The sequence below is a fragment of the Acinetobacter sp. P1332 genome (genome assembly GCF_044057475.1).
In the GTDB taxonomy this organism is placed as follows: Bacteria; Pseudomonadota; Gammaproteobacteria; order Pseudomonadales; family Moraxellaceae; genus Acinetobacter; species Acinetobacter johnsonii.
Genome location: NZ_CP171157.1, coordinates 2,888,475 through 2,911,846 on the forward strand (window position 1 = coordinate 2,888,475; position 23,372 = coordinate 2,911,846).

Genomic DNA, 23,372 nt, shown 5'->3' on the forward strand with positions numbered 1-23,372 from the left:
CTAAATCAAGTTGTTTGCAGTGATTTGAACCACAACACCAACTGTTTGGGTGTTGTATAGTCAAGCCTCACGAGCAATTAGTATTGGTCAGCTTCACATATCACTATGCTTCCACATCCAACCTATCAACGTCGTAGTCTTCAACGGCTCTTTAGAGGACATAAAGTCCTAGGGAAATCTTATCTTGAGGTAGGCTTCCCGCTTAGATGCTTTCAGCGGTTATCCCTTCCGAACATAGCTACCCGGCGATGCGACTGGCGTCACAACCGGTACACCAGAGGTTCGTCCACTCTGGTCCTCTCGTACTAGGAGCAGATCCTCTCAAATTTCCAACGCCCACGGTAGATAGGGACCGAACTGTCTCACGACGTTCTAAACCCAGCTCGCGTACCTCTTTAAATGGCGAACAGCCATACCCTTGGGACCTGCTTCAGCCCCAGGATGAGATGAGCCGACATCGAGGTGCCAAACACCGCCGTCGATATGAACTCTTGGGCGGTATCAGCCTGTTATCCCCAGAGTACCTTTTATCCGTTGAGCGATGGCCCTTCCATACAGAACCACCGGATCACTAAGACCTACTTTCGTACCTGCTCGACTTGTGGGTCTCGCAGTTAAGCGCGCTTTTGCCTTTATACTCTACGCGTGATTTCCGACCACGCTGAGCGCACCTTCGTACTCCTCCGTTACTCTTTAGGAGGAGACCGCCCCAGTCAAACTACCCACCAGACATGGTCCTCGTCCCGGATAACGGGACAGAGTTAGAACCTCAATATTACCAGGGTGGTATTTCAAGATTGGCTCCACCGAAACTAGCGTCTCGGTTTCAAAGCCTCCCACCTATCCTACACAAGTAAGATCAAAGTTCAATGTCAAGCTGCAGTAAAGGTTCACGGGGTCTTTCCGTCTAGCCGCGGGTACACCGCATCTTCACGGCGAATTCGATTTCACTGAGTCTCTGCTGGAGACAGCGCCCCCATCATTATGCCATTCGTGCAGGTCGGAACTTACCCGACAAGGAATTTCGCTACCTTAGGACCGTTATAGTTACGGCCGCCGTTTACTGGGGCTTCGATCAAGAGCTTCGCTTACGCTAACCCCATCAATTAACCTTCCAGCACCGGGCAGGCATCACACCCTATACGTCCACTTTCGTGTTTGCAGAGTGCTATGTTTTTAATAAACAGTTGCAGGGGCCTGGTTTCTGTGGCTGCCAATAGCTCAAGGAGTAAATCCTATCACCGTCGGCAGCGTACCTTCTCCCGAAGTTACGGTACCATTTTGCCTAGTTCCTTCAGCAGAGTTCTCTCAAGCGCTTTGGTCTACTCGACCTGACCACCTGTGTCGGTTTCGGGTACGATTCCTATGTAACTGAAGCTTAGAGACTTTTCCTGGAAGCATGGTATCAGCCACTTCACTGTACAAGTACAGCTTGCTATCAGTTCTCAGCATAGAGTACCCCGGATTTGCCTAAGATACATGCCTACAACCTTCCACCTGGACAACCAACGCCAGGCTGACTTAACCTTCTCCGTCCTCTCATCGCATTACATAGAAGTATTGGAATATTAACCAATTTCCCATCGACTACGCCTCTCGGCCTCGCCTTAGGGGTCGACTCACCCAGCCCCGATTAACGTTGGACTGGAACCCTTGGTCTTTCAGCGTGCGAGTTTTTCACTCGCATTGTCGTTACTCACGTCAGCATTCGCACTTCTGATACCTCCAGCATACTTCTCAATACACCTTCATCGGCTTACAGAACGCTCCCCTACCACTTGCAATAAATTGCAAATCCGCAGCTTCGGCATATAGTTTTAGCCCCGTTACATCTTCCGCGCAGGCCGACTCGACTAGTGAGCTATTACGCTTTCTTTAAAGGGTGGCTGCTTCTAAGCCAACCTCCTAGCTGTCTATGCCTTCCCACATCGTTTCCCACTTAACTATAATTTTGGGGCCTTAGCTGGCGGTCTGGATTGTTTTCCTCTTGACTACGGACGTTAGCACCCGCAGTCTGTCTCCCGGATAGTACTCATTGGTATTCGGAGTTTGCATCGGTTTGGTAAGTCGGGATGACCCCCTAGCCGAAACAGTGCTCTACCCCCAATGGTATTCGTCCGAGGCGCTACCTAAATAGCTTTCGGGGAGAACCAGCTATCACCGAGTTTGATTAGCCTTTCACCCCTATCCACAAGTCATCCCCTGGCTTTTCAACGACAGTGGGTTCGGTCCTCCAGTTAGTGTTACCCAACCTTCAACCTGCTCATGGATAGATCACCCGGTTTCGGGTCTACACCCAGCAACTAAACGCCCTATTAAGACTCGATTTCTCTACGGCTCCCCTATGCGGTTAACCTTGCTACTGAATGTAAGTCGCTGACCCATTATACAAAAGGTACGCAGTCACCGAACAAGTCGGCTCCCACTGCTTGTATGCATGCGGTTTCAGGATCTATTTCACTCCCCTCACAGGGGTTCTTTTCGCCTTTCCCTCACGGTACTGGTTCACTATCGGTCAGTCAGGAGTATTTAGCCTTGGAGGATGGTCCCCCCATATTCAGACAAGGTTTCACGTGCCCCGCCCTACTCGACATCATCATATAAGCCCTTTCGTGTACAGGACTATCACCCACTATGGTTGCACTTCCCAGAGCATTCCACTAGAACTTATATGACTTAATGGGCTTTTCCCCGTTCGCTCGCCGCTACTGAGGGAATCTCAATTGATTTCTTTTCCTAAGGGTACTGAGATGTTTCACTTCCCCTCGTTCGCCTCGTATGACTATGTATTCATCATACGATACCTGCCTTATGACAGGTGGGTTTCCCCATTCAGAAATCTCCGGATCACAGGATATTTGCCGCCTCCCCGGAGCTTATCGCAGGCTATTACGTCTTTCATCGCCTCTGACTGCCAAGGCATCCACCACATGCACTTAATTACTTGACTATACAACCCCAAACAGTCGTTAATCCCTACAAGTAGGATTAAGACAGTCTATGATGATTTCTCATCACTTCCTTACAGTTTGTTGCTCTGTGTACTTAAACACTGTACAGCTTCAATTCAATTCACATACCAAAACGCTTGATTCAGTTAATTTCGCTAGTAACTCATTTCTTCAATCTTCATCAATCAGTAATAAATCACTGTTAATGTCGATCTTAAAAACGAGTATGAACAAATTATTTCAACTCAAATATATTCTGTTAATGATTTTTCCAGCCTTCGTCAGGTCAGGAAACTGTGATAAATCACAGAAGTTAATAAGCTTTAACTTACTAAGTTCTATAATCTATGGTGGAGACTAGGAGAGTCGAACTCCTGACCTCCTGCGTGCAAAGCAGGCGCTCTACCAACTAAGCTAAGTCCCCAGCTTATCAATAAGTCAATGTTTCTGTTTTCTGTATTCAGCATTTAACAATGCTTGTTAGTCAGATTTGGTGGGTCTGACAAGACTTGAACTTGTGACCCCACGCTTATCAAGCGTGTGCTCTAACCAACTGAGCTACAGACCCTCAGATACATCGTCATGAAGAACAACTTGTTGTGGATTCTTACCAATCGTCAATCTTTCGTTAAGGAGGTGATCCAGCCGCAGGTTCCCCTACGGCTACCTTGTTACGACTTCACCCCAGTCATCGGCCACACCGTGGTAAGCGTCCTCCTTGCGGTTAGACTACCTACTTCTGGTGCAACAAATTCCCATGGTGTGACGGGCGGTGTGTACAAGGCCCGGGAACGTATTCACCGCGGCATTCTGATCCGCGATTACTAGCGATTCCGACTTCATGGAGTCGAGTTGCAGACTCCAATCCGGACTACGATCGGCTTTTTGAGATTAGCATCCTATCGCTAGGTAGCAACCCTTTGTACCGACCATTGTAGCACGTGTGTAGCCCTGGTCGTAAGGGCCATGATGACTTGACGTCGTCCCCGCCTTCCTCCAGTTTGTCACTGGCAGTATCCTTAAAGTTCCCGGCTTAACCCGCTGGCAAATAAGGAAAAGGGTTGCGCTCGTTGCGGGACTTAACCCAACATCTCACGACACGAGCTGACGACAGCCATGCAGCACCTGTATGTAAGTTCCCGAAGGCACCAATCCATCTCTGGAAAGTTCTTACTATGTCAAGACCAGGTAAGGTTCTTCGCGTTGCATCGAATTAAACCACATGCTCCACCGCTTGTGCGGGCCCCCGTCAATTCATTTGAGTTTTAGTCTTGCGACCGTACTCCCCAGGCGGTCTACTTATCGCGTTAGCTGCGCCACTAAAGCCTCAAAGGCCCCAACGGCTAGTAGACATCGTTTACGGCATGGACTACCAGGGTATCTAATCCTGTTTGCTCCCCATGCTTTCGTACCTCAGCGTCAGTATTAGGCCAGATGGCTGCCTTCGCCATCGGTATTCCTCCAGATCTCTACGCATTTCACCGCTACACCTGGAATTCTACCATCCTCTCCCATACTCTAGCTTCCCAGTATCGAATGCAATTCCTAAGTTAAGCTCAGGGATTTCACATCCGACTTAAAAAGCCGCCTACGCACGCTTTACGCCCAGTAAATCCGATTAACGCTCGCACCCTCTGTATTACCGCGGCTGCTGGCACAGAGTTAGCCGGTGCTTATTCTGCGAGTAACGTCCACTATCCAAGAGTATTAATCTCAGTAGCCTCCTCCTCGCTTAAAGTGCTTTACAACCAAAAGGCCTTCTTCACACACGCGGCATGGCTGGATCAGGCTTTCGCCCATTGTCCAATATTCCCCACTGCTGCCTCCCGTAGGAGTCTGGGCCGTGTCTCAGTCCCAGTGTGGCGGATCATCCTCTCAGACCCGCTACAGATCGTCGCCTTGGTAGGCCTTTACCCCACCAACTAGCTAATCTGACTTAGGCTCATCTATTAGCGCAAGGTCCGAAGATCCCCTGCTTTCCCCCGTAGGGCGTATGCGGTATTAGCATTCCTTTCGGAATGTTGTCCCCCACTAATAGGCAGATTCCTAAGCATTACTCACCCGTCCGCCGCTAGGTCAGGTAGCAAGCTACCCTTCCCCGCTCGACTTGCATGTGTTAAGCCTGCCGCCAGCGTTCAATCTGAGCCATGATCAAACTCTTCAGTTAAAATCATTAGTAGCTTATGGCTACAAATCTTGGCTCATCAATTTTCTGACAAATATTTCTCAAATAAACTTCGAGTAATTTTTACCTTCAATCAATGAAATATTTTCGATCGATCAATCAGTAAAAATCCACACAAGTTGTTCTTCATAATCTCTTAATGATCTTCTTGCTGATTCGTCATCAGCAAGCTAGGTCGGCTATACTACTCTCTTTCAAGAAGAAGTCAACTGGTTTTGTTAATTATTTTTAAACCTATTCAAGACTTCCAGATTTTACCGCTTGGGCTAAATCCTTGTTTCTCAACAAGTTTTAATCAACATCACCGCCGATGGATGTGCATTCTACAGTATTTCCAAACCAACACAACCCCCTTTATTCAATTATTTATAAAAAAACCTCCAACTGTTTACTTATTCAGCAAAATGTCGCTTTTTTACTAACATTTCTTAAAATTTGATTTAACAATGAGCAATAAAGAGCTGTTAAGATAGTTAAAAGATTATTTTTTTAATTCACCTGCTGATTATAAAGTTCCGGAACTCTTTTATATGCAACACATTCGCCACTTATGTGCTGGTCTACTCTTTGTAGGCTTTACAACATTTGCATTTGCTGAAGATGTAGCGCCTACAGCTGCCAGCGAAATAGATACCAGTGCTGATCCGCAAACAGCCCAATCTTCTTCGCTTAAAGAATTAAAGAATATTAAAGCAAAAGATTTAAAAGTAGATGCCAATGCGGCACAACCTGATAATGTAAAAGATCCACTTCAACCTTTAAATAGACAAATTTTTGCCGTCAATGATGCTTTAGACCGTGCGATCGTTCGCCCAATTGCGGTGGAATATAAAGAAAAGATCCCTTCACCGATTCGTGACTCTTATAGTGGCTTCCGTAAAAACCTCGGTGAACCTTGGAATGCGGTAAACCAACTTATACAAGGTCGTCCTGGCCGCGCCGCAAAAACTTTAGGTCGATTTACCATTAATACGGTAACCACTTTAGGCTTTGCAGATCCTGCTTCGCGTTTGGGTTTAGAAACTGAAGATGAAAATTTTGGTACAACCCTTGGCTATTGGGGTGTTCCATCTGGCCCATATCTCGTGCTTCCTATTTTTGGACCCAGTACTTTCCGTGATGGTTTTGGCTTAGTGGTCGATGGCTATGCACGCCCACAAAGATACATTCTAGAAGATGAAGAAGGCCTATATTGGGCTGAACAGACTTTACGTGGTATTGATGTAAGATCACAACTGATTGATATTGAGGGTGCGATTCAAGGCGACAAATATTCTTCAATTCGTGATATTTATTTACAGCGTAAAAACTTCATTATTGCTGAGAAAAAAGGCCAAGAAGCTGAAGGGATGTTTATTGATGATGTCGGTGATGATGATTCATCTAACCCTCCATCCACCAATGAATCGCATCAAATGTTAGATACGGAATAACAATGTATTCCAGCTAGAGTTGAATTTTTTTTCTCTAGCTGTAATTTGCTTGTTATAGTAAAGCAATAGCTTAATGCTAAGGATAAGCCATTTTTTTTATGTATTTCATTCAACCCTCTCGCCATATTCCATGTTTAGAACAGGTGCTAGACACACTACCAAGTGTGCAAATGATTCGCATAGAAGACATTGATCTTTATGACCCGACTATTATTGCTATTGCCGATATCCAAGATTATTTAGATTATAAATGGACACTGCCTACCATTGTCCTTGCCTTTGAAAATGAAGGTAGTGCTTTAGCCCAAGCTTGGGAACTCGGTGCTTTAGCAGGTTGGATGTGGAATAAACTGCCCAGTAACCCACAGCAATCCTTACTCAAAATTGATGCTCAATATAAGCGTAATCAAGACAGTCGCGATCTGCCTTCCGCAGCAGAGTTACAAAAGCGACTTTTACCAAACCCTATAGAACTCCAAAACTACACCGTTGAAACATTTTTTCAGCCTTCTGCTTATTTGTCTGGAGACTGGTTTGATTATTGGAAAATTAGCGATAAAGAAGTGATGTTCTATTTGGCTGATGTATCTGGTCATGGGGTCACCAGTAGCTTATTAACCTCTTGGATGGCGGCTTTTCATGGTCGTGCCAAAACACCGCGTGGGTTAATTAAGAAACTCAATGGTATGTTGGTTCAAGAGAATATTGAAAAGCACATCACCATGATTGCAGGGATTTTAAACCTCGAAACCCATCAACTTCGCTGGTCGAGTGCAGGACATTACCCCCCCGCAATTATCTTTGAGCCAAATCAAGCCCCTAAAATATTACATACCAGTAGTTTTCCTTTAGGCCTTACTGAAGAATTGGAAGTTGAAGAGCATGAATGTGTACTCAACCGTCATGCCCGCTTCATTATTTGTTCCGATGGCGCACTCGAACCCTTCAATGGGGGACTGAATGATCAGTTCACACAATTGGTCTATCATTTGCAAAATCAATCCTTTGAAGCACCAGAGCATGTTGCAGACGATATTGCTATATTAAGTTTACGTCGAATGAATTAACTAAATTATCAATAACTTATTACAATATCCTATCTTCTAAGACTGTTAGATACTTGAGTAAGTATTTGCCCTATGGGATAATTTCCTATCCTTCTCTGCAAATGGCATTTATATGTCAACAGGTCATGTTGAATATGCAAGCTTGAATGGAACGCATATTTTTAAGCTTATTGGCGAAGTGCGTGCCCAATCTTGTATCAGTCTAGACAAACTTTTAAACCGTATTGAACAACAGTCAAATGTTGTTGGTGCAATCGTAGATTTAACCCAAACTACATTCATCGACAGCACTGTGTTAGGCATTTTGGCAAAGTTAGGCTTAAAGCTTAAACAGATCCATAATATCCAAGCTGTCATGTTGTCCACCAACTCTGATATCACTACCTTAGCCAACAGTATGGGGCTAGGGCAGGTTTTTGTGATTTTAAACTACTGTGGCGATCCAAATGTTTGTACCCTCGAACTGATGGAAGAGCACATTACGCATCGTAATATGTTAAACACCGTACTAGATGCGCATAAGACTTTGATGGAACTGAATCAAAGTAATCAAAATATGTTTGAACCTTTGGTCAAACAGTTGCAAAAAGAACAAGACAGTCTCGATCAAGTGTCACAGCAACAAAACGCATAACAACAAATTTTGTAGGCCCATTTATGACTTTACTTTCTGTTGCACAGATGAACTCTCAAAATGACATCGAAGCAAACTTCCTTGTTATTGAGTCTCTCATTCAACAAAGTAAAGCAAATGGTGCTGAACTTATTGTGTTTCCAGAAAACTTCGTTTGTTTTGCTGCAGGCAAACAACGTGAGACAGCAGCACAGTTTGAAGACATTCAAAAGCGTTTAGAAAATCTTGCTCATCAATATCAGATCTGGATCGTCGCGGGTACTCTCCCATGCCCGTTCCGTCCAGATGGTTCTGTTATTGAGGATGGTCGTGTTCGTACAGTCAGTCTTTGCATTAGCCCTGAACGTACTGAAGCACGTTATGACAAAATTCATTTGTTTGACGTACAAGTTGGCGATGCTGTGGGTGGCTACCAAGAATCGAAGTTTTTTGAACCTGGTACAGATGTCGTTGTGGCGAAAACGCCTTTTGGTAATATTGGCTTGATGGTTTGCTATGACTTACGCTTCCCTGAATTGGCTTTAACTTTACGCGCGCGTGGTGCAAATATTTTGACTGCTCCTGCTGCATTTACTTACACCACGGGGCAAATGCACTGGCAGTTATTATTACAAGCCCGTGCGATGGATAGCCAAAGCATCGTGTTAGGCGCAGCGCAACAAGGTTGGCATGGTGAAAAGAGACAAACTTGGGGACATGCAGCAGCAACCAATAGCCGTGGTCAAGTTTTGGATTTAATTCTTAACCCGGGTGCACAGTTGATTACGGTACCGTTTGACTTGGCGGAACAAGTTCAAATTCGTGAAAGCATGCCGTTAATGCAACACCGAAAATTAGTGCAGTTTTAATCACGCTGCGATCGTTTAAGACAAGGTTATTCTTCGCACAAAAACTTTATATTGATTCACTACTGCTCTTTCATGGAGTAGCTCTAGCTCTCATAAAATACATGACTCTAATTTATCTTTAAAATTAATAATCACTCGAATCGCTCTCAGTTTTCATTCACATCGACAAGCCCTGATTGCGAATGTTAAAAAACAACAATAGGATTCTATACCATTGATTTTTAATTAACTAAACCCTCAATTTAAACGCAAGCATACTCTGTATAAATTTACAAAAACACTGCTTATTCTTTCTGCAATTTAGGACAGGATAAGAACTCAAATACAATATTCTGGGAATCACAATGTCTTTAGAAAAAGTAGTTTATACAGCACATGCTAAAGCGACAGGTGGCCGTGATGGTCGCGCAACCTCTTCTGATGGAATTTTAGATGTAAAACTCACGGTCCCTAAAGAAATGGGCGGCGCAGGTGGTGGAACGAACCCTGAACAGCTTTTTGCCGCAGGTTATTCTGCATGTTTTCTAGGTGCAATGAAGTTTGTTGCTAACCGTGACCAATTAAAAATTACACCTGATGTTTATATCGAAGCTGATGTTGGGATTGGTCCGATTCCAACAGGTTTTGGTATTCAAGTGACCCTGAACATTCACTTAGAAGGTTTAGAGCAAGCAGAAGCGCAAAAATTGGTGGATGCAGCACATATCGTTTGCCCTTATTCAAATGCAACGCGTGGCAATATTGATGTGACATTGAATGTAATTGTTTAAGTCATCTTTTCTATCCCGAAGTCATTACTTTGGGATAGATAGTTCATAACTTACAAGGGTTTGGGAATATCTTTTTAAATTTCTTTTGATCATCAATTTCATCTGCCAGCAAAATCAAATTTCCTTTTTGATCAAAATAAGAAGTGCCTTGGAACACCGTATATTGGGCAATATCAAAAATAGGGACATTTTGAAAAATAGGGTGCTGAGTACTGATCAAAGTATGTCTTTTTTTCGAATTTAATTGGCGAGCTGTGATTTTATTGTATTCAGAATCAGTTTCAATTAAACAATTATTCTTCGTATCAATAGCGATAAATTCTTGAGTCGCATCATCTTCTTGTTTATTTCTCGATAGAAAACTATGAGCCTGACATGGGCTACCACATGACATTTGAACATGATAATAATTTTGATTTAAACTCTCAATATTTGGTGATTTCATACCGCCATAAACTTTTTCTTTCTTGCCATGGGTGCTTCTAATGACATCACAAGACCACTCCATTTCATCATTGCATTGTTTATAAAAATTAAAAGTTTCATCTTTTGCAAAACTGAGAGGAGTAAAAAATACCATACCACTCAACACACCAAACAAGGCTAAGGATTTATTCATCATTATAAAGTTCTTTATTTTCATTCTAAAAGTAAAACGGACGCTGCCATAGAAACACATCAGGTAATTTCAGGATAATACAACTACACGCATAACCCGTATCTACTAGTCGATATTCATTACTCTGCCGCTTCATTGGTCACACGCAATACTTCTTCCAGTGTGGTTTTCCCAGCCAACACTTTACGCAAACCATCATCACGAATAGAGCCTGAATGTTGTCGGGCATAACTTTCTAATTCATATTCAGCGGCATTGCCATGAACTAAACGACGCATCTGATCATCCACAGCGACAATTTCATAAATCGCCGTCCGCCCTGTAAAACCTGTATGTGAACAACGTTCACAGCCATTCGGTTGAGGTAACTGAAGTTCTGCTTTTGGATTCAAATGCTGAAACAATTGTGTTTCAAAAGTATCGGCTTCATGCCATGTCACACAGTGACTACATAAGGTTCGCACTAAACGCTGTGCAATGACACCAATCAAAGAACTCGACAGCAAAAACGGCTCAATGCCCATATCTTTTAAACGGGTCACCGCACCAATGGCCGTATTGGTATGCAGTGTAGATAAAACCAAATGCCCTGTGAGCGATGCTTGTACCGCAATTTCAGCCGTTTCCAAGTCACGGATTTCACCCACCATCACCACATCAGGATCTTGACGCAGCATGGCTTTTAAGGCTCTCGCAAAAGTCATATCAACTTTGGTGTTGACTTGCGTCTGTCCAATTCCTTCCAGTTGGTATTCAATCGGGTCTTCGGCGGTCAAAATATTTTTCGAACCATCATTAAGGTCTGAAAGCGCCGCATAAAGCGTTGTGGTTTTACCCGAACCTGTCGGCCCTGTGACCAAAATAATGCCGTGTGGGCGATGCACCAATTGGGTTAAACGCTCATAGTCAGGTTTCAATAAGCCCAAATGGGTCATGTTCAAACGACCAGCTTGTTTATCTAATAAACGCATCACCACACGCTCGCCATGTGATGACGGCAAAGTCGATACACGCACATCCACTTCACGCCCAGCTAAACGCAGTGAAATACGTCCATCTTGCGGAATCCGTTTCTCCGCAATATCCAATTTGGCCATGACTTTAATACGAGACACCAACAGCGGTGCGAGTTCACGGCGTGGCTGCACAATTTCACGTAATTGCCCATCCACACGTAAACGCACCGATAGTTTCTTTTCAAAGGCTTCAATATGAATATCAGATGCGCCAACACGAATGGCTTCAGACAATAACGCATTAATCAAACGAACAATTGGAGCATCATCTTCTTGATCCATCAGATCTTCAGCTTCAGGCACTTGGTCAGCTAAACTAAGTAAATCGGGATGATCTTCTAAACCTGCGGCCACTTGTTGTGATTCACCACTGTCCCCTGCATAGCTACTACTTAAAAGCTGATGGAACTCTTCATCACTACACAGTTGATGTTGTGCTGCCACACCTAAAAAACGACGTGCCTCTTGCAAAGCCAACAACGGCGTACTTTCACGGCGCACAATAAAGGCTTGATCACCTTCGTAACGCAACAGCACGCCATGACGCTTCGCAAAACTATAGGGAATTTGTAATTGTTTAAGCACTTGCATCTTAAAATTATAATAATGATGAAAAATATTATTTTGAGTGTACTCTAAGCATATGACAGCGTGAAGTCTGTTTTTCACTGATTTGCAATATAAGGAAATGTGCTGTTGCCTAATATGAATGAACTGTTTGAATCGGATAGCCCCAATTTAAAATGGTGGGGGGAATACAACTTTGAGTTGAATCAAGCCCGTGCGTGGCAGTTCGGCTCATTACTTTTTCGCCTCACCCGCGGTCTACAAGAGTGGCGTTTAGAGTTCCATCGTCCTCAAGTTCAGTATGACTATGAGCAAAAATGGCATGCGATAGAAGACCCACATTTCGCCTTTCCACACCCCGTTGAAATTAAACGCTACATGTTTAAAAACACCCATCATACGATTCAACTGATGCCACGTTTGGCCGATCGTTCAGTCGTGATTAAACCTGTCGATCCGATTTATATTCCAGCGGGTCAGCGCGGGACGCTGTATATCAGCACTCCGTTATGGATTTCAGGTTTTATTGAAGGTCAGCGAGATCCCCTATTTGATATTCCTGTGATTTTACCCAAAGAAACTTGGTTTGGGCCAAACCACCGTACAGGTGAAATTGCCTACGCTACGGCTGTCGATGGTCGAACTGAATTGCATCAACTCAAACCACGTGCATTTCGTGCAGTGACTCCCATTGAGTTCCACAACACCAGTCACTTACAACTGCGTTTTGACCGCATGAACGTGCCTGTTTCAGCCCTGCCTTTATTTTATAGTGAAAGTACGGATCGACTTTGGACATCGCAAATTAAAGTCTTGCATGAAGGTGCCGATCGACCACCGAGAATCCGTATCGAAAACCGTACGCCTCCGCATGCAGGTAAAGTGATTTATGTGCATCCACCGCGCTCTTCGGCGAGTGCGTTATTTAATATGTTTGATTCATTCTTCTAAGGGGGACAAATGCCAAACTCAAATATTCCCCAAGAAATTACCAGTAGCCTAAAAGGCATTTTTACCAACATCAACACAGAACGATTAACAGAAATCTTAATTGCCTTAGTGCTGTGTTTTGTTGGGTTTCTCTTGGCACGTCTGGTTTCAAATACATTTATCCGAACCATTGGCACCAAGTTTAACGCCCACCAACGACTGGTCTGGCGTCGTGGTATTTTTTACTTTATTTTCCTAATTTTTGTGATGGCCAGCCTCAAAGAAGCTGGTTTTAAACTGAGTGTGTTTTTAGGCGCCGCAGGTATTTTGACGGTTGCTTTGGGTTTTGCCTCACAAACCTCTGCATCCAACTTAATCAGTGGGTTGTTCCTCATTGGTGAAGGTTCTTTTGAAATTGGCGACACCATTTCAATCACCCTTATTCGTGGCAATACCATTGAAGGTGAAGTCATTTCAATTGACCTCCTCTCGGTTAAGCTACTCACTCAGGACAACATTTATGTACGACTGCCGAATGAACAACTGATTCGAGCCCCAGTTCACAACCTCTCTAAGTTTCCAATACGGCGTATTCCCATCACCCTAGCGATTAACTTTCATGAGAACATTATTAAAGTACGTGAAGTGCTGATTGATGTGGCTAATAAATATCCTTTGGTGCTTGCAGACCCTAAACCTGCCGTCACTGTCACCGCCTTTCGTGAGTCTTCGATTGAGTTACTGTTTGCCGTGTGGTGTCAGCAAGAACACTTTTTGCAAGTGCGTGATGAAATGCAGGAACGTATTCGTAATGGTTTCTTAGATAACCAAATCGAAATTCCTGTGCCTAAAATGGGCTTTGTCGATCATCCGCTTTCGCGTCCATTATCCAATGAAGAAATTGATCAATATGCCAATGCACAAGCTTTGAAACGAGAACCGAACATCAAATAAATCTCCTCAGCTCCTTATGATCCATGCAGACATAAGGAGCTGAACTTGTTTAATTGGTCTTTTCCTCAAGTTCAGGCATCGGTGCAATATACGCAATTATCAACATCACCAAACCTGCGCCTAAGAATGAAATCACGCGGGTGAATGTCCCAATGTGAGATAAGTCAAACAAGACCAATTTCAGCGTTACAAGAACTAAAATACACCCACCAAAAATCCACAATGAACGCAAGTTGCGTTTGGTTGCCGTCAGCATGCAAATGAAAGCCAAACTAACCCAAAGCAAAGTAAAGCTCAGTTGCACTAAAGCGTTTTGCCACATTTCCCAGTCATTATAGGGTGTGAGGAAGTAGACATGCAGCGCACGTAGTACCACATAACTACTGAGCCAAAGTAGACTCGACATCATCAAAATGGCACCCAGACTTTTTTCCAAACCCGCTTTCATTTGTAAATTCAGCATCCAAATGAAACCGATCAGCATCGCAATACTGACCAAGTCAAATGGGTTGAAAATGGGTAACCAGTATCCTGCAAAAGCTTGTTGGCTAAAGATCTGAGAACACACAATCCAAAACAACATGAGCACTAAGGTGTTGCGTGCCCGCCAAAACTGTCTCCATCTCGTTTGAGTCGGTTGTGTGTAGCACCATGCAGCAAAGGCCAGCGGTAAAATGACCATGCTCAAATACGGCATACTTGGAATGAGGGTTAAGCTGGTGAGCGCCAAACTCAATAAAGCCCCCAAACTCACCCACTCCACCTCATCCTCCACGCCCTGTAGCGGGCGTAACCACAGCAACGTGAGTAATCCACTCGTTAAAGCAAACAATAGGCGGTCTAAACCAGTCGACCACATAATGATGCCATCATGGCTCAAGCCCACCAAGAAAATGAAGGCAACGGCATACGGCGGAATCAGGCCAATCCATTTGGGTAATAACCATGACCAACTGGCTTTACAGTAGAGCAACCATTCATTCAACACCGTATATAAAAGCACAATAATCAGCAGTGCCATCGTTACCTGACTTTTACTGTCGATTTCATCCAAAAGTAGGATAAACAACATGGTGGTTGCTGAAAGCAGTTGTAAGCAAAAAAAGGCAATGGTGGCAAAAGACAACTGTTGTCTAAAGCGCTCTACGCTGTTGGCAACGACAACCACAGCAAAATAACTCAGACACAGCGCCCAATAGACTTCCGTTGGAAAACGATTGAGCTCCACCACATAGTACAGACTTGAGAGCCCTGCCACGGCCAGTAAGCCCATCGCCAAATAACGACTCAGGGCGGAATTTCGATATAAGGCATACATAAAGATCAGTGCACCCTCAGCACTCCAACCCACCACACCCCACTGATCAGGCAGCAAAATAGGCGGAATCAGCGCCAAGAAGACCAAAGTCAGACTGAGATAACTTTGCGCAATCATCTCAACGCTATGGGCTCTTTTTAGCAGTTGATAAAGCATGGCATAGAGCGCTGCAAAGCCTAGACTAAAGCCTGCCTGCCAAATCGTTTCCTCAAAATACATCACATACAAAAAAGCAAAAGCAACAATGGGTGCAGCAAAAATCAAAGCTACATCCAAAATCGGTTTTAACTTAAACTGAGTTAAATCCTCACGCGCCAACAATTGACTATAACGAAAACTCAACCAAATAAAGACCGCACTATGTGCCAAAACCAACACGGCCAGCATGTCTCGCTCTGACGCTTTACCTTGGTAAAAGGCATAAGCGCCGCCTACGACCACCGTCATTATAAAAGCAATTTGGTTGAGTACTTTCCACGGCCTGAACGTGCTTAAAACCGCGACCGCAATATTGATGACCAAATAATAGGCCACTAGCTCTATCGCAGTGGCATTCCGTACAGGCAAAGTAAAAGGCGCCAAATAAGCAATGATCAGCGCCATCAACGCCAGCTCAATCGACTGCTGTTTTAAACTGAGCCAAAGTGTAACTGCCATAACCACCACAAAGTACAGACTTGCAATCGCTAAACTTGCAATCACACCGTTGTAGTAAGCAAAAAACAAAGTCAAAAATAAACCTGACAGTCCAAGTGCTTCTAAAGCCAAAGCAAAACTGCGGTTTTTGTGCTGAAACACATAACCAAAGACCACAATGCCCACACTTACCGCAGCAACGAGGCTCAGCTTAACCGCGAGACTCAACTGCCAATGTTCGGTGGCAAAGCGTAATAATAAAATAAGCCCAATCAGCAGTACCACAATCGCAACTTTTAAGACAGGATTACCCTGCCAAAGCCAGCGTTTCACTTGCTCACTGAGACTTAAATCATCTGTGTTGTTTAGAATAGTTGGTAAAGAGGGAGCGTTTTCAGATTCTGGGAATCGGTCAGATATCACCTGATGTGGTTGTGCTTGTACGAATAACAATAGATATTCTAGACGACGCAACCATCGAAAGAAAAAGAACAGCCAGCCACTGATCCCCAATCCAATGAGTCCGCCCCATTGCCCCACCATACCGATCAAAATGACGAAAGCAGCAAGGTAAAGCGGCACTTTTGACGTTGGCTGAAAAGCAATGCCCCGTTGTTCCGCCAAGGTCATACTAGGGTTTTCAATGCTATCAACATAGTGCATAACACTCATGATCAAAGCAATTCCACACAATGCACTCAACAGCGGTACGGCCAGAAACCATGCTGCAATAGCAACAATCGTGAGCCCCATTAACCACATCATGCGAATTTCACGCTGTTCAGTTTGCATCCGTTCTCAATCTCTTTTTCTCATCTTCAAATAATACATCAGCTTGTAGTACATCTTTAAGCGCATAACCGTAACCATCTATGCCAACCGGTACATCAATACACTTTGTTCTGTGCCAAAATCACGTACAATAAACGGGTTATTTGGATAAGGAATCTTGCAATGCCACCATTTGTCTTGGTCGATGGCTCATACTTTTTATTTCGTGCTTTTCATGCTTTGCCACCGCTCACCACGTCAACTGGCTTACATACCAATGCAATTCGTGGGGCAATTTCTGCCATCCAAAAACTGATGCGTCGTACCCAGCCAACACATATGGCGGTCATTTTTGATACGCCAGAACCAACTTTTCGTCATGTGCTGTCGCCCATTTATAAAGGTGACCGCCCAAGTATGCCTGAGGAGTTATCAGAGCAAATTCCATATTTGCATGCCTTAATTCGTGCTTTGGGTATCCCCTTGTACATGCTCCCAGGTGCAGAAGCAGATGACATCATCGGGACATTGGCCAAACGTGCGGAAGCCGCGGGACAGCAAGTGCTGATTTCCACAGGCGATAAAGACATGGCACAGTTGGTGACCGATAAAGTCACCTTAGAAGACAGCTTTAAAGACAAGCCGATGGATGTAAATGGCGTGTTTGAAAAGTTTGGGGTGTGGCCAAACCAAATTATTGACTATCTGACCTTAATGGGCGATGCCTCTGACGGCATTATGGGCGTTCCGGGTGTTGGTGCAAAAACTGCGGCAAAACTGTTAACAGAATACGGCTCGATTGGTGGCATTTTAGAAAATGTCGATAAAATTAAAGGCAAAGTCGGTCAAAACATCAAAGAACATACCGATGGAATTGCGCTTGATCACCAACTGGCAAGTATTGTCTGTGACTTAGAGACAGGACTGACCTTTGACGATCTGAAACTCCAAGATCCGAATACCGAAGCCTTGCGTTCACTGTATACCGAGCTTGAATTCCGTCAGCAGTTACAATCGCTCGATCATCCAAACAATCCCAATAGTGCAACCTATAAACAAGCAACACAAGAAATTGTAAAATCGGCGCAGTCTGAAACCGTCATTAATACAGAAGATCAGGCCGTTCAAAGTAGTGTCGATGACCAACTGGGTCAAGCGAACTACCATACTGTGCTCAGTGCGGAACAGTGGGCACAATTATTCAAACGTTTAAGTACAGAAAAACGTTTTGCCTTTGATACTGAAACCACCAGTTTAGACTATCGCGTAGCGCAAATTGTTGGTTTTTCGGTCGCGTTCGATGCGCAAGATGCGTATTACGTTCCACTTGCACATGATTATGAAAATGCACCTGCGCAGTTAGATCGTGAACAGATCTTGGCGCAAATTAAACCTATTTTAGAAGATGAGTCGGTTCAGAAAATTGGTCATCATTTGAAATACGATGCGCATGTCTTAGAAAATCATGGCATTGAGCTAAAAGGCTGGTATTTCGATACCATGTTGGCATCTTATGTACTCAATGCTGTGGCGACTCGTCACGGGATGGATGATGTTTCACGCCTCTACCTCAGCCACTTAACCACCACTTTTGAACAGGTGGCGGGTAAAGGCGCAAAACAGAAAACCTTTAATCAAATTGAGATCGAAACCGCCGCACACTATGCGGCTGAAGATGCACACGTGACCTATCGCCTGTTTGAAGTGCTCGATGCCAAACTACAAAAGCATCCCGAACTGGTCAATATCTTGCACAATGTCGAAATGCCAGTCGCCCGTGTCCTGACCATCATGGAAGAAAACGGCATTGAGCTCGACTTAAGCTTCCTTGACCAACTTGGTATTGAGTTTGCCAATACCATGGCCAATCTTGAAAGCCAGATTACCGAACTAGCAGGACAAAGTTTCAATGTCAGCTCGCCGAAGCAAGTCGGTGAAATTCTGTTTGATAAACTCGGACTTAAGGGCGGCAAAAAAACCGCAACGGGTCAGTACAGTACCTCTGAAAGTGTTTTAGAAAAGATTGACCACCCGATTACCGAGCTGATTTTGGACTATCGTGGGTTATCCAAACTAAAAAGCACCTATACCGATGGCTTATTAAAACAAGCCAACAGTGATACCCATCGTGTGCATACCAGCTACCACCAAGCACTGACCGCAACTGGTCGTCTGTCTTCGACCGACCCCAACTTACAGAACATTCCTGTGCGTGAGGAAATTGGACGTCAAATTCGTAAAGCCTTTATTGCACCACAAGGTCGCGTGCTCTTGGCAGCCGATTATTCACAAATTGAACTGCGTTTAATGGCGCATTTTTCACAAGATGAAGCCTTGGTCGATGCTTTTAATCATGGACAAGATGTACACCGTCGTACAGCGGCTGAAGTCTTAGGTGTCGCACTTGAAGATGTCACGTCAGACCAACGTCGTCAGGCCAAAGCCGTCAACTTCGGTCTACTCTACGGCATGTCTGAGTTTGGCTTAACCCGTCAACTCGGTTTTAGCCGTGAAGAATCGCGTGGCTATATTGCGAAATACTTCCAACGTTATCCGGGCGTGCTCGACTATATGGAACGTACCCGTCAAATTGCACGTGAACAAGGTTTTGTCGAAACCATTTTAGGCCGTCGCTTGTACACGCCTGATATTATGGCAAGCAATAAAATGATCAAACAAGCGGCTGAACGTGCCGCAATTAATGCACCACTGCAAGGTTCTGCTGCAGACATTATTAAAATGGCGATGATTGCTGTTGATCAAATGCTGCCTAAAGATCAAGCCAAAATGCTACTACAAGTACACGATGAATTGGTTTTTGAAGTCGATGAAAGTATTGCAGATGAACTGGCTCTAAAACTAGCAGACGTGATGCAATCTGTTTTGCAAATTTCTGTGCCATTGTTGGTTGAAGTCGGCAAAGGTCGAAACTGGGATGAAGCCCACTAAAACATTTGCGCCTTTCTCCTAGGAGGAAGGCTGATATGGAAGTCATTTGCCTCCTAGAAGAAATATCAACGTCTTCACCTAAAAAATTCAACCACAAAAAAAGGACTCGCAATCGAGTCCTTTTTTTATTCGCTACAATCTTATAAACCAGTGAGCAGAACAATCGCCACTTCATTCATAATCATTTCGGCAATATACAGCGCTAAGAACGCTACGATTGGAGAAAGATCAATCATGCCCATATTGGGCAACAAACGGCGAAACGGTGCCAATAATGGTTCAGCAAGCTCCTGAATCACTTCGATATAAGGCGAGCGTGACTGCGTAAACATCACCACCCAACTTAAAATAATCGTTGCAAAAATCAAGTAACGGCAGAAACGAATCAAGTCCTGAATCATGGTCACAAAAGTTAGAATGACCAAATGCACAGGACTATTTGGCATCGCTCCAGAGAGATACATGACGCCAAAAATTTTCAGTAAGTACAATAAAACCAAAAGCACTAAAGCCGCTAAGTTAACGCGGCCTTTCGCTACATTTGGAAAAATACGACCAAACATATCCACAATTTTTGTGGCTTTTACGGTCGACATCACCACTGGGTTATAAAAGTTAACCGCTGCCAACTGCATGAGAAAGCGGAAGAACACCAGTAAAATTGCAACGTTAATAATGATGCCAAAAATTAGCGCAGAGTTTGCACCCATACTTGAACTTTCCTAAATAAAACGATTATTTGCTACTTTCACTCAGCTCTTGAGCAAGTTCCTGACTGCGCTTTTGAGCAGCAGCCAATGCAGCTTGGATATTTTGTGAAATTTGTGCACGATCAAACACTTCAAGTGCCGCTTGGGTTGTACCATTCGGTGAAGTGACATTTTTACGCAATTCAGCTGGTGTATTTGAGCTCGTGATTGCCATTTGTGCCGCACCCAATGCCGTTTGCAACGTCAATGCCGTTGCTACTTTTTCATCTAGACCGAGGTTTTTACCTGCACGGATCATGCTTTCCATCATATAGAAGAAATACGCAGGACCTGAACCAGACACCGCCGTCACAGCATCAATTTGCGCTTCCTCGCCTACCCATAAAGTCAAGCCTGTTGCAGCCAGTACTTGGCTCGCCAAATCACGGTCTTCTTTATCTACAGCCTCAGTGGCATATAAACCATTCGCACCTGTTTGTACTAAAGCAGGTGTATTGGGCATTACACGAACAATACGATTACTGCCAGCTAATGCAGCAATCGTTGCAATTTCAGCACCCGCAACAATCGAAATAATCAACTTACCGTCAAATAAACCGTTTAATGGCTTTAAAACATTGGCTAAAACTTGAGGTTTAACCGCTAAGACCACGACATCGGCTTCACGAATAGCAGATGCGTTATCCTCAGTCACCACCAAGTCTTTTTCAGCCAATAAATGACGAACTTGTTCAACAGGATCAGAAACCGTAATGCGAGTTGAAGGTAAACCACGTGAAATCAAGCCACCAATGAGGGCTTGAGCCATGTTACCACCGCCGATAAAACAAATATTACGATTCAACACTGCGCTCATGATTATTTCTCTATCCTGAATTTTTTAACTAAGCGATTAAATTTGGTTGCCATCCACCCGCTTCACAATAAGCCGACTCGACCAACCAAAATCCTTTAGGCGTAAAAACACCAAGCATAACATTATCTATGCTTAATATTTGTATTGTATGACGTTGCCACGGAAAAATTTGTGCGCTCTGAATGGCTTTTTTCAACGGCCATGCCCCAACACGTCCATACAAATGCAATTTTTCTCCACCTAAACGTGGTTTTATCTGTAAAGGCTGCTCTAATAATGCAGAAGACAGTCCATATTTTTGTGTTTCAATGCGAAATTTCCCTGAAGCAAATCCATAAGCTTGATCTAAACTAAACCGTTGCTCAATTGACTCAATCGTCTGAAATTGTTCCGCCAAATACTCTGTTTTACTGACACGAAAGAGCTGCTGTTGATAGCGTACATAATAATATTGGTTCCAATGCAATGCGGCTTGGGCATCCACTTTGGATTCAATCACTTCATCAAACAGGCGTTGCACCATATCAAAAGCAGGACGATATAAATCCTCACCTTTCATCCAAGCAGAGAGCAACTGTCGCTGTCTCGGTGCAGATAACTGACGAAATGGGGTTAAGTTTAAAACCGCAGCATTCCCGCAACTGGCCCAGTCTTGCGCCAATACATCGGCCAAAATCGTTTCGGCATCTTGCATTAAATAACTAGTACGCGCCAAAGCTTGCTGCATTTTCGGAAAGCGTTGTTCTAAAATTGGCCACAATTCAGCTCGGCACCATGCACGATCATAACTGGTATCAAAATTGGTTTGGTCTTGAATATTTCTTAGCTGCATCTCAGCGGCCCACAGCTCAATTTGCTGTCTGGGCAAAGCCAATAGCGGGCGCCAAATTGTAAATTCCTCTCGTATGTCGATGCTCTGCATGGCGGCAAGTCCATGAATTCCCGCACCAGAGAGTAAACGGAGTAAAATGGTTTCAGCTTGATCTTGTTGATGATGAGCGAGAACTAAAATTTCATTGGCAAGAAGATGCTTCTGAAAGGCAGCATAACGTGCACTACGTGCTTGGCTTTCTACATTGCCTGTATCAACATCCACCGCTTGAATCACACATGGGACATCCAAGACATAGCATTGTTCTTGAACAAAGCTGCCCCACTGCGGACTGACATCCTGCAATTGATGATCAATATAGATGGCACGAATGCGCTTGGGAAATAAATGAGACATCAAATGGAGTAGCAACATGGAATCCATGCCACCACTACATCCGATTAAAAAATGAGGCTGTTCAGGCGTATCCTGAAACTCAGTTAAGACACTAGCCCTAAATTGTCGCTGCCAAACTTCATTAAACGTTGGTAACGTGCTTCGCATCGTTCATTCGCATCCATTGGTTGCAACTCAGCCAATGCATCTTTTAAAACGGTTTTTAAAGCATGCATGACTTGTTCTGGGTTGAGATGAGCGCCTTCACCTTCATCGACCACATATTCAACAATACCAATTTTCTGTAGTTTTTCAGCAGTCAATGCCAAAGCTTCGCTGGCTTGCTCTGCTTTTTCAGCTGTTTTCCATAAAATAGACGCACAGCCTTCAGGTGAAATGACTGAATAAATACTATGGGATAACATCACCACACGGTCAGCCACACCAATACCCAGTGCACCGCCTGAACCGCCTTCACCGAGTACAGTTGCAATGACAGGCACTTTCAAGCTTGAAAGTTGTGCCAAAGACGTTGCAATTGCTTCAGCCTGACCACGTTCTTCTGCACCCACACCTGGATATGCACCCATGGTATCAATAAATGTAAAGACGGGTAGATTAAAACGTTCAGCCATATCGAGTAAACGTTGTGATTTACGGTAACCTTCTGGGTTACTCATACCAAAGTTATGTTGTAACTTTTCACGCGTACTACGACCACGGTGTTGACCCACAATCATGACTGGCTGACCTTCAAAGCGAGCTAATCCACCGATCATTGCACCATCATCACCAAATAAGCGATCACCATGCAAAGCATCAAATTCGGTAAAAATTTCACTCACATAATCTAAAAATTGCGGACGCTCAGGATGACGTGCAATTTGAACCGTCGTCCATGCTTTGGATTGCGCAGCTTTATTCTTCATAGCTCAACCATAAATCCCTAAT

15 protein-coding genes, 2 tRNA genes and 2 rRNA genes are annotated in these 23,372 nt (G+C 44.0%); 8 read left to right on the top strand and 11 right to left on the bottom strand.

Annotated features, from left to right (window positions below; all coding sequences use genetic code 11):
• Positions 1–56: 56 nt before the first annotated feature.
• From ACFN7Z_RS14315 to ACFN7Z_RS14330, 4 genes are all read right to left on the bottom strand, one after another.
• Positions 57–2,950: ribosomal RNA gene (locus ACFN7Z_RS14315) — 23S ribosomal RNA — on the bottom strand.
• Positions 2,951–3,299: 349 nt separating this feature from the next.
• Positions 3,300–3,375 (bottom strand) — tRNA-Ala (locus tag ACFN7Z_RS14320).
• A 67-nt stretch (positions 3,376–3,442) separates the two neighbouring features.
• A tRNA-Ile gene (locus ACFN7Z_RS14325) sits at positions 3,443–3,519 on the bottom strand.
• A gap of 61 nt (positions 3,520–3,580) precedes the next feature.
• Positions 3,581–5,118 (bottom strand): 16S ribosomal RNA (locus ACFN7Z_RS14330).
• Together the 16S and 23S rRNA genes with 2 tRNA genes alongside form the textbook arrangement of a ribosomal RNA operon.
• A gap of 548 nt (positions 5,119–5,666) precedes the next feature.
• Here ACFN7Z_RS14330 and ACFN7Z_RS14335 point away from each other — a divergent pair.
• From ACFN7Z_RS14335 to ACFN7Z_RS14355, 5 genes are all read left to right on the top strand, one after another.
• On the top strand, positions 5,667–6,569 hold the full coding sequence (locus ACFN7Z_RS14335; RefSeq protein ID WP_010325959.1) for a VacJ family lipoprotein: 903 nt from the start codon (positions 5,667–5,669) through the stop codon (positions 6,567–6,569).
• A 98-nt stretch (positions 6,570–6,667) separates the two neighbouring features.
• Positions 6,668–7,636: an RsbU family protein phosphatase GigA gene (gigA, locus tag ACFN7Z_RS14340; RefSeq protein WP_010325958.1), complete on the top strand. Its 969-nt coding sequence runs from the start codon at positions 6,668–6,670 to the stop codon at positions 7,634–7,636.
• A gap of 112 nt (positions 7,637–7,748) precedes the next feature.
• Positions 7,749–8,270, top strand: a complete 522-nt coding sequence (gene gigB, locus ACFN7Z_RS14345) for an anti-anti-sigma factor GigB (protein WP_004692241.1) — start codon at positions 7,749–7,751, stop codon at positions 8,268–8,270.
• A gap of 23 nt (positions 8,271–8,293) precedes the next feature.
• Positions 8,294–9,118, top strand: coding sequence for a carbon-nitrogen hydrolase family protein (locus ACFN7Z_RS14350; protein WP_010325957.1), 825 nt, complete (start codon positions 8,294–8,296; stop codon positions 9,116–9,118).
• Between the two features lie 344 nt (positions 9,119–9,462).
• Positions 9,463–9,888, top strand: a complete 426-nt coding sequence (locus ACFN7Z_RS14355) for an organic hydroperoxide resistance protein (protein WP_010325956.1) — start codon at positions 9,463–9,465, stop codon at positions 9,886–9,888.
• Positions 9,889–9,931: 43 nt separating this feature from the next.
• On the opposite strand, the gene ACFN7Z_RS14360 is transcribed toward ACFN7Z_RS14355, so the two are convergent.
• A complete protein-coding gene (locus ACFN7Z_RS14360) occupies positions 9,932–10,510 on the bottom strand; it encodes a hypothetical protein (RefSeq protein ID WP_010325955.1) in 579 nt (192 codons plus the stop codon).
• Between the two features lie 116 nt (positions 10,511–10,626).
• Positions 10,627–12,114, bottom strand: coding sequence for a type II secretion system ATPase GspE (gene gspE / locus ACFN7Z_RS14365; RefSeq protein ID WP_010325954.1), 1,488 nt, complete (start codon positions 12,112–12,114; stop codon positions 10,627–10,629).
• A 114-nt stretch (positions 12,115–12,228) separates the two neighbouring features.
• On the opposite strand from gspE, the gene ACFN7Z_RS14370 reads away from it, so the two are divergent.
• Together ACFN7Z_RS14370 and ACFN7Z_RS14375 are read left to right on the top strand one after the other, a co-directional pair.
• Positions 12,229–13,041, top strand: a complete 813-nt coding sequence (locus ACFN7Z_RS14370) for a hypothetical protein (protein ID WP_010325953.1) — start codon at positions 12,229–12,231, stop codon at positions 13,039–13,041.
• A gap of 9 nt (positions 13,042–13,050) precedes the next feature.
• A complete protein-coding gene (locus ACFN7Z_RS14375) occupies positions 13,051–13,974 on the top strand; it encodes a mechanosensitive ion channel family protein (RefSeq protein WP_004692251.1) in 924 nt (307 codons plus the stop codon).
• A 49-nt stretch (positions 13,975–14,023) separates the two neighbouring features.
• Here ACFN7Z_RS14375 and ACFN7Z_RS14380 read toward each other — a convergent pair whose 3' ends face one another.
• Positions 14,024–16,720 (bottom strand): DUF2339 domain-containing protein, encoded by a 2,697-nt coding sequence (locus ACFN7Z_RS14380; protein WP_010325952.1) that lies wholly within the window; start codon positions 16,718–16,720, stop codon positions 14,024–14,026.
• Between the two features lie 162 nt (positions 16,721–16,882).
• Here ACFN7Z_RS14380 and polA point away from each other — a divergent pair, with 162 nt between their 5' ends.
• Complete coding sequence (gene polA / locus ACFN7Z_RS14385) at positions 16,883–19,648, top strand: DNA polymerase I (RefSeq protein WP_010325951.1); 2,766 nt, start codon at positions 16,883–16,885, stop codon at positions 19,646–19,648.
• A 140-nt stretch (positions 19,649–19,788) separates the two neighbouring features.
• Here polA and ACFN7Z_RS14390 read toward each other — a convergent pair whose 3' ends face one another.
• Genes ACFN7Z_RS14390 through ACFN7Z_RS14405 form a run of 4 tightly spaced genes read right to left on the bottom strand, consistent with a single transcriptional unit; the run spans position 19,789 to position 23,350 of the window.
• On the bottom strand, positions 19,789–20,358 hold the full coding sequence (locus tag ACFN7Z_RS14390; protein ID WP_004979206.1) for a YggT family protein: 570 nt from the start codon (positions 20,356–20,358) through the stop codon (positions 19,789–19,791).
• Between the two features lie 25 nt (positions 20,359–20,383).
• The gene (proC, locus tag ACFN7Z_RS14395; protein ID WP_010325950.1) at positions 20,384–21,214 is read right to left on the bottom strand and encodes a pyrroline-5-carboxylate reductase; all 831 of its coding nucleotides are present in this window, start codon (positions 21,212–21,214) and stop codon (positions 20,384–20,386) included.
• A gap of 28 nt (positions 21,215–21,242) precedes the next feature.
• Positions 21,243–22,589, bottom strand: a complete 1,347-nt coding sequence (gene tilS / locus ACFN7Z_RS14400) for a tRNA lysidine(34) synthetase TilS (protein ID WP_081241747.1) — start codon at positions 22,587–22,589, stop codon at positions 21,243–21,245.
• The gene (locus ACFN7Z_RS14405) at positions 22,526–23,350 is read right to left on the bottom strand and encodes an acetyl-CoA carboxylase carboxyltransferase subunit alpha (RefSeq protein ID WP_004692261.1); all 825 of its coding nucleotides are present in this window, start codon (positions 23,348–23,350) and stop codon (positions 22,526–22,528) included. The genes tilS and ACFN7Z_RS14405 overlap by 64 nt, the downstream gene beginning before the upstream one ends.
• Between the last annotated feature and the right edge of the window lie 22 nt (positions 23,351–23,372).